This window comes from Rossellomorea sp. FS2 (assembly GCF_047915635.1).
GTDB lineage: Bacteria > Bacillota > Bacilli > Bacillales > Bacillaceae_B > Rossellomorea > Rossellomorea marisflavi_A.
In genome coordinates this window covers 663,795-671,510 of the sequence record NZ_JBLRVS010000001.1, presented here as the reverse complement: position 1 = coordinate 671,510, position 7,716 = coordinate 663,795, and the positions used below count along the sequence as shown (strand labels likewise).

The 7,716-nt window shown below is 48.3% G+C and carries 6 protein-coding genes; all 6 read right to left on the bottom strand.

What is annotated here, in order from left to right; genetic code table 11:
* Nucleotides 1–325: 325 nt before the first annotated feature.
* On the bottom strand, nt 326–1,447 hold the full coding sequence (locus tag ACNA6I_RS03550) for a hypothetical protein (RefSeq protein ID WP_416312959.1): 1,122 nt from the start codon (nt 1,445–1,447) through the stop codon (nt 326–328).
* On the bottom strand, nt 1,434–1,973 hold the full coding sequence (sigX, locus tag ACNA6I_RS03545; protein ID WP_048005920.1) for an RNA polymerase sigma factor SigX: 540 nt from the start codon (nt 1,971–1,973) through the stop codon (nt 1,434–1,436). The genes ACNA6I_RS03550 and sigX overlap by 14 nt, the downstream gene beginning before the upstream one ends.
* 239 nt (nt 1,974–2,212) lie before the next feature.
* A complete protein-coding gene (locus ACNA6I_RS03540) occupies nt 2,213–3,979 on the bottom strand; it encodes an ATP-binding protein (protein WP_416312958.1) in 1,767 nt (588 codons plus the stop codon).
* A complete protein-coding gene (locus ACNA6I_RS03535) occupies nt 3,976–4,692 on the bottom strand; it encodes a response regulator (protein WP_048005922.1) in 717 nt (238 codons plus the stop codon). Before ACNA6I_RS03535 ends, ACNA6I_RS03540 begins: the two co-directional genes overlap by 4 nt.
* Before the next feature lie 191 nt (nt 4,693–4,883).
* Nucleotides 4,884–6,059 (bottom strand): c-type cytochrome biogenesis protein CcsB, encoded by a 1,176-nt coding sequence (gene ccsB / locus ACNA6I_RS03530; protein WP_048006388.1) that lies wholly within the window; start codon nt 6,057–6,059, stop codon nt 4,884–4,886.
* The gene (gene resB, locus ACNA6I_RS03525) at nt 6,040–7,710 is read right to left on the bottom strand and encodes a cytochrome c biogenesis protein ResB (RefSeq protein ID WP_048005923.1); all 1,671 of its coding nucleotides are present in this window, start codon (nt 7,708–7,710) and stop codon (nt 6,040–6,042) included. Before resB ends, ccsB begins: the two co-directional genes overlap by 20 nt.
* Nucleotides 7,711–7,716: the final 6 nt, after the last annotated feature.

The window sequence follows — 7,716 nt, the reverse complement described above, 5'->3', positions numbered from 1 at the left end:
TCCCTTCCGCTCCAATACACTCTGTGATTTGTATGTGGTAGGAATGAACTCCCCATGGGCCGTGGAATCATTTCGGCTTAATAAGCAAGCATAAGAACGATGGCATTCAAAACGAAGACGAGGTTCTTGTCAGAACCATCTTCATTAGAGTCCAGGGAGAACGACCATAGATTGTTCGTTTTCTACAGATGCAGGCTCCAGCAGTTTCGATTTTCTTTCTTGCAGGAATCTAGCAATAGCTGGCGACCATTATCTTTCTTCTAATCCTGTTATCCCTTGGCCATCATTGAGCATAAAAAAATGAAGAACGGGGGTGCCCCGCTCTTCATTCCTTAAGGGTGATTCGATTTGGTGCGATGGGTGTCTCGATCGGTGCGTTGAATGAAAAACCGCCCCATTCTTCTTCGCTGATATTTTCGAACATCACCTGTTTGTAGCCGAAGCTCCGCGCTGTGAGGAGGAGTGATTCAATCAGCTCGAGGGCTTCACTTTCTTCCATATTTTCCAGGTGGACTTCATTCATGAAGCTGATGATCGGGTAGGCGCCCTTCTCCACTACGCGAACATTCAGCCCTTCTGGTATGGTACTCTCATAAAATTCCGATTCGGATTCATTCATGGATGTAACCGCACTATCCAGGTCTTCATATTCCAGGTTATCAGGTACAAGAAAATGGTCGAGTCCGTTCGGCGAGTATGTAAAGAAAGCCTGTTTGGCATTCTTCGGCAGCTCGATTTTCTTCAGGACCCCATAGCCGCTGAATTGCGGAGCATTCCCGTTCTCGTCCTCGAGACGAACCTGGTCAAAGCCCATCCCCTGAAAGGAGTAAAACAAGGAGTAGTAGAATGCATATTCCATTGCGCTGTTGCCGGTATAAGGCTGATCCTCCTTCAGGGTGAAATTGATATCATCTCCGTACCCTTTGGAAGCGGTCCCTTCCAAGGGAACGAACTCTTCCATTCCAAGCTCCTCTTCGGGAATGAGCTTCGCGAGTTGAGCATATCCATCGATCCATTCTTCCCCATCTGACAAGTCTTTAGTCACGCTCACAGGAACAGGTACGCCTTCTGGTGAAATAAGGCCAAACGTATAGACTTCGGCATCTTCCACCATGTTTTCATAGAGGGAGAGGCGCTCCTTTTTTTCAGAGACTGCCTTATCTGCTTGAAGATCCTTGCTTTCATCCGTCATCGAAGCTCCTTGGTCTGAGCGGCTATCTTCCACTGGTGACTGTTGAAGAAGAGCGGGGCTCAGCAGGGTAAAGATCATGATGGCGGCAACAGCGACCAGACCAGGTATGATTCTTTTACCTTTACGGTGTCGCTGTTTTTCACCTTGTTCCCTGATGGAAGCATAAATGGATTCAGGTTTTCGCCCATCGTTGATTTTGGGAAGCTTCTTAACCAGCTTTTCAATGTCCCGGTCATTCCAATCAGATTGCTTCACTATCGTCCCCCTCCTTCCGCAACCGTTTGTTCATTTCAATCCGCAGCCATTTGACGGCGCGATGCTGGGTTGTTTTCACTTTGCTTTCCGACCAGTTCAAAATTTCTGCAGTTTCTACGATGGAAAGCTCCTGAAGATAACGCATGATGATGACCATGCGGTGGTCCGTCGAACAACACTTAAGGCAGTCATACAGTTCGCGCACTTCCTCATTGGCCAGGGCGAGTTCTTCAGGAAGCGGGTTCTCATCGGACAATTCGCTCCGATTCCAGTCAAATTTGTCCAGAAGGCGATTTTTCCAGTTCTTCTGCTTCCTGAAGTGATCGATTGCAACGTTCTTCGCTATCGAGAAAAGCCAAGTGCGTTCAGAGCTCTTCCCTTCAAAATGCTGATGTGACTTGAGCACGCGGATATACACTTCCTGTACAAGGTCTTCAGCCAATTGTCTGTTCTGCACCATGTAGAGAAGAAATTGAAATACATCCTGATGGTACTTTTTATACATGTCCTCAAAAACGGAGTGCACTTCTTTCCCTCCCCGTCATTCCATTAGTCGTTATTTCCTTGCAAAAGGTTACACATTATCAAATATAGTAGTTTCTGGGACGTTTGGAAAGACCTATATTTCAATTCCTGTCCAGTGCACAAAAAGAACCCTTACGGCACGTAACGGTTGCCGTAAGGGTGAAAAGCGCATAATTCATGATTGTTCCCCGTGTAACAAGAAAAATCGGGGTGATCCTGCAATGTGCATGCGAGAAATGACTAATAAGGAAGAAAGAAGGTGAACGTTGTCCCTTGATCGAGTTTGCTTTGCACCTGGATATGGCCGCCATGGGCTTCCACGATATTCCTTGCGATCGCAAGGCCAAGTCCTGTTCCGGCCTTCCCTCTTGTCCTTGCTTTATCCGCTTTATAGAATCGTTCAAAGACGAATGGCAGATCCTCCTCCGGGATCCCGGATCCTGTGTCTTGTACAAAGAAGAGGTAGCCTTGTGTGTTCCGATTGAGGGAGACGGTCACTTCTCCTCCCCCAGGAGTATGCCGTATGGCGTTATCGATCAAATTGGTCAGGACCTGTTCGATTTTATCAGGGTCGATGGACAGTTCACGTTCCCTCTCGACCTCACTCTCTAACTGGATGGAAATCTTCTTCTCTTTGGCAACACCCGCAAACTTATTGGCCACCCGCTCTGTAAACGGCATGATACTGACCGATTGTTCATGAAGGGTGATGTGCCCCGCCTCCATCCTCGCAAGGTCGAGGAGGTCATTGACCAATCTTCCCATTCGGAGCGACTCATCATAGATGATGCGGGCGATTTCTTTTTTCTCTTCTTCTGTTTCCGCGATATCATCCACAATCGCTTCACTGTACCCCTGAAGCATCGAGATCGGGGTGCGGAGTTCATGGGACACATTCGCGATAAAATCTTTCCGAAGCTTGTCCAGTCGACGTTCTTCCGTCATATCCCGTACGACGGCGACCGCGCCGCGGATCGTATTATTATTATAAAGTGGACTGACAATCACTACATAGCTCCGCCCCTGAAGCGAAATCTCATCGGTTTGTTCCATGGCAGTCACCACAACGCTCTGCAACAGTTCTTTGACGATGGCCGGAATCGCTTCGCCTTCGTTGCTTCCGTGCTCGTAATACCATTGCTGGAGGAACCGGTCTGCAGGAGGGTTCGTAATGAGGATCGTACCGTCCCGATTGAAGGTGATGACCCCGTCGGCCATGGAACTCAAAATGCTCGACAGCTGTTCTTTTTCCTGATTCAAGGCATTGATATGGAACTTCAGCTGTCTTCCCATCTGGTTGAATCCCGTCGCAAGTTCACCGATTTCATCTTTTGTCAGGATCGGTACTTTCGTATCGAACTTCCCTTTCGCCACTTCGAAGGCTGCTTCCCTCATCTTCCTCAATGGCGATGTGATCCTGGTGGAGAGGAAGAAAGCAAAGATGGTGGTGAGGATGATCGCGATCCCCATGGCAAGGACGATAAGCTTCGTTGTCTGTTTCGTCGTATCCTTGATCACATCAAGGGACTGATAAAGATAGACGGCCCCTTCCTGACCGTTGACGCTCAGGTGGCTTCCGACGACGATGATATTCTCATGACGATTCGCAGAGGGATCGGAGGGAACTTCATATTCCCTCTTGATGGTCTCATCACGTACTTTTACTTCCTTCAGTTTCGGGTCATTTCTGATGAACCGGTGAATATCCTTCTCGACCCCTGTGGAATCCTGGGAAAACAGTTCCTGATTATCATCGACCGTAATGAGAATATTGACGGGATCATCGATGATTTCACTGCCAAGCTCGAGGCCCAGATCAAGGTCTTCATGATTTTCAATCACCTTGGCCACTTTGTCGGCAGTGATCGTGAGCTCGTTTTCCACCACATCCACATGGTAGTTCTGGAAGAACTCAAGAAGCAGGATCGTCAGGATGAAAAGAACGAAGGAAACGAGGAGAAGGATGGTGACCCAAAGCTTCCCGACTACACTACGCCACAGTCTCATTCATTTGTAACCTCGAACTTATATCCGACGCCCCAAACGGTGACGATCATGCGGGCAGCGTCTTCCGATACTTTGTTCAATTTTTCACGAAGGCGTTTGACGTGGGTATCCACTGTCCGAAGATCTCCGAAGAATTCATAGTGCCAAACTTCCTTGAGAAGATGTTCACGATCGAACACTTTATCAGGGGCCTTTGCTAGGAAGTAAAGGAGTTCATATTCCTTTGGCGTCAGATTCACATCGATTCCATCGGCACTCACCCTGTGAGCATCGTTATCGATGGTCAGATGCTTATAGACGATCAGATCCTTCGCTTTTGCATCGGTTTGGATGAAGCTGGTCTTGGAGGACCTTCTGAGAAGGGCTTTCACCCTCAGGACCACCTCTCTCGGTGAGAATGGTTTCACGATGTAATCATCGGTCCCTACCTCGAAGCCCTGCACGCGGTTCACTTCTTCCCCTTTTGCCGTCAGCATGATGACAGGCGTCGTCTTCGTCTCGCGAAGGTTCTTACACACTTCGATTCCGTCCATCCCGGGCATCATCAAGTCTAGAAGGATGCAATCATATTCGCGTTCAAGAGCCATTTCAAGGGCACGTTCCCCATCTTCAGCTTCTTCGATTTCATAATTTTCTCTTTCCAGATACATTTTCAATAATCTTCTGATGCGGTCTTCATCGTCCACGACCAGAATCCGGATGTTTTCTTCCATGGGTTTTCCCCCTTTAGCATAGTTATCTCCATTTTAATCGGAATTAGTGGTATTTTTAAACCGAAAAGCGTTGTTGAATTGTTCAAAACGACAATCCAGCTATCTATCTATGTACGCCTCCTGCTGTCCGCCGTTTCATTGTACCAAAAAGCTGACAGGGACACCCATGTCAGCTCTTTGATTCCTTCCGATCAGGCATACGAGTGTAAACCTGCAATGATCAAATTGACGGCCACCAGGTTGAAAAGGATGATGGCAACCCCGACAACGGCAAGCCATGCCGATTTCTCCCCGTGCCAGCCCTTGGATAATCTCAAATGAAGGAAGGCTGCATAGAAGAGGAAGGTGACCAGTGCCCACACTTCCTTCGGGTCCCATCCCCAGTAGCGGTTCCATGCGATCTGGGCCCAGATCATGGCGAAGATCAAGCCTCCGAGTGTGAAGACCGGGAATCCGATCAGGACGGATCGATAGCCGATTTCATCCATGAGATTCAGGTTCACATTTTTCACCATAGGCTGCATTTTCGCCGCAATGCGCTTACGCAGGATCAACCTGAGGAGAAGATAAAGGACCGCTCCGGATATGATTGACCAGATCACTGTATTAAGTTTCTTCGCATTGATGAGAGCAGGCATTTCCACCAGGGGTTCCATGACCCCTTTCGTCTGAAGCTCGCCTTCATTCGGCCCTACGAGTGCGGGCAATGTATACTGCGCTACCGCTTCCTTCTCTTCCTGATTGATATAGTTGAAGTCTGCCTGGTAGTCCATGCCTTTGAATACAACTGACACCAAGACAAAACCAAGGACGACAACCAGTGAGAACATGACGGTTTCAAGCCAGAACGATTGTCTGCTCCCCTTTGAATGATCAACTGATTTCAACAAGTAGATCAAGCCTGCCACGAAGCTGATGGAAAGGATCGCTTCCCCGGCCGATACGGTCGTCACATGGATCTTCAGCCAGTCACTCTGAAGGGCAGGGATCAGCGGCGAAATTTCCGTCGGGAACATGCTTGCATAGGCAATGACGAGCTGCGCAAACGGCAGCGCGATGATTCCTAGAACGGTTGATTTATACATAAAGTAGATGATGATGAACGCGCCCACAAGCATCATTCCGAAAAATGTGGTGAACTCAAAGAGATTGCTCACCGGGGCATGACCTGCCGCCCCCCATCTCAGGAAGAAATAGCCGATTTGCGCAACGAATCCGATGATCGTCAACGTGATCCCGATCGTACCCCATTTGCGCTGATTTGTTTCTGTCGTGTTCTTTTGGCGGATGCTACCACCAAAGAAGAACGTCGCCACCAGATATGTGATAAAGGAGATGTAGAGCAGGTTACTGCTCCATTCTGCCATTGTTGTCGACATCCTTTTTCCCCCTAGCTTCTTTCGATTCTTGTTGATCTTTCGGTTCTTCTATGCCTGTCCCATCAAGGATATGGCTGATTTCATGCTTGAGGCCATGCCAGTTTTTATTTGTATGCCCTGCAACGATGATGCCGTCCTCGGACTTTCTAAGCCAGATTCTCCGGTGATGCCAATACGCCCCCTGGATGACTCCGATCATGAAGATGGCTCCCCCGACTGCCAGGATCCAAAGCGTCAGGTCCTTTGAGAACGTCAGGGCTGAGATATCCCTGGAGTCGATGCCGGCGAACGACAGCTTATAATCATTCTCCCCAAGGGGTTCTAGATTTTTCTGGATTCCGATGAAGGCCACTTCTCCATCCGGCTTTTCTGGTGAGAACAACTCGAACAAGAATGCCGGGTTATTTGGTAGCGGAGAGGCAGTTTGAGGCTCGCCCTTTTTATCAAATCCTGAAAAATCAGGATAATAGCCTTTGAGTTTCACTTTATAGCCATCGTCAAGGGCGTACTCTTCCTCTGGATCCATCAGATCGACGGTGAACGCCCCGTGCTGCTCACCCGTGTCCTTTTTATCCAGTGTGAAGCTCATGCTTGTCAGTTCATCAAGCTTATAGCTTGTCTGATAAACCGCATAGTTTCCGAATTTCAAAGGATGATTCACCCGGATGGACTCTTCTTTCTCAGCGGTCCGTTCCACTTCCTGTCCCGGAAGGCGTTCTCCTGACTCCTTATAGAGGACCACATCGGTCTGGAAATTCTTTGCGACATCTCCATTCTTCTCGATGGCTTCACTGAACACTTCTTTGTCTTTTTCTTTATCATAGGTTTCCATGATGAAGTTTTCGTTCTTGATGAAATATTCATTGTCCGTGCCAGGTACCGCCCGTGTCTCGCCTTCACGGATCCATATGGTTTCATTCAAATACATTCCAGGGACAAAGCGGAGCATGCCGCCTATGAGAAAGATGATCAGCCCAATGTGGTTCACATAGGGACCCCAGCGCGAGAATCGATTCTTTTCTGCAAGGATGCTTCCATCTTTTTCCCTTATCTTATACTTCTTATCTGATAATCTCTTCTTTACATCATCCATAGCTGTAGGCTCAATGCTTGAAGCCACTGTCTTTCCGTAGAATCTCTGTCTCTTCAGGAATCCTTCATGCCGGTCGACCCTTTGATTCTTGAGGGCCCTGTGAAGGGGGATCACCCTGTCGAGACTGCAGATGACGAGGGATACTCCGATGGAAGCGACAAGGAGAAGATACCACCATGAACTGTAGAGATCATGGAATCCAAGCGTATAGTACAGGTCTCCGAAGAACCCGTATACATCTCCGTAGAACTCTTCCGGCGGCCTTCCTCCGGGTATGTATTCTTCCTGGGGCAGCACGGTGCCCAAAGCTGAAGCAATGAGCGTAAGGACGATGAGCCATACACCCACCTTGACGGATGAAAAGAAGTTCCAGATCTTATCGATGATGGATTTACTGTAGGTTTGAGAACGCCTCGCACTTCCCTCATAGCGCATATCATGCAGCTTTTCTTTTTTTGCCTCTTCTGTAAGGGCCCGTCCACACGATTCACACAGGACCGTTCCATTGGGATTGACGTGACCGCATACGCATTTGATCTCTTTCATGTAAAA

What these genes read in the sequence shown, in the direction of transcription:
- ACNA6I_RS03540 (WP_416312958.1), bottom strand. Translation starts at nt 3,979, where the DNA reads ATGAGACTGTGGCGTAGTGTAGTCGGGAAGCTTTGGGTCACCATCCTT.
- ACNA6I_RS03535 (WP_048005922.1), bottom strand. Translation starts at nt 4,692, where the DNA reads ATGGAAGAAAACATCCGGATTCTGGTCGTGGACGATGAAGACCGCATC.
- ccsB (WP_048006388.1), bottom strand. Translation starts at nt 6,059, where the DNA reads ATGGCAGAATGGAGCAGTAACCTGCTCTACATCTCCTTTATCACATAT.
- resB (WP_048005923.1), bottom strand. Translation starts at nt 7,710, where the DNA reads ATGAAAGAGATCAAATGCGTATGCGGTCACGTCAATCCCAATGGAACG.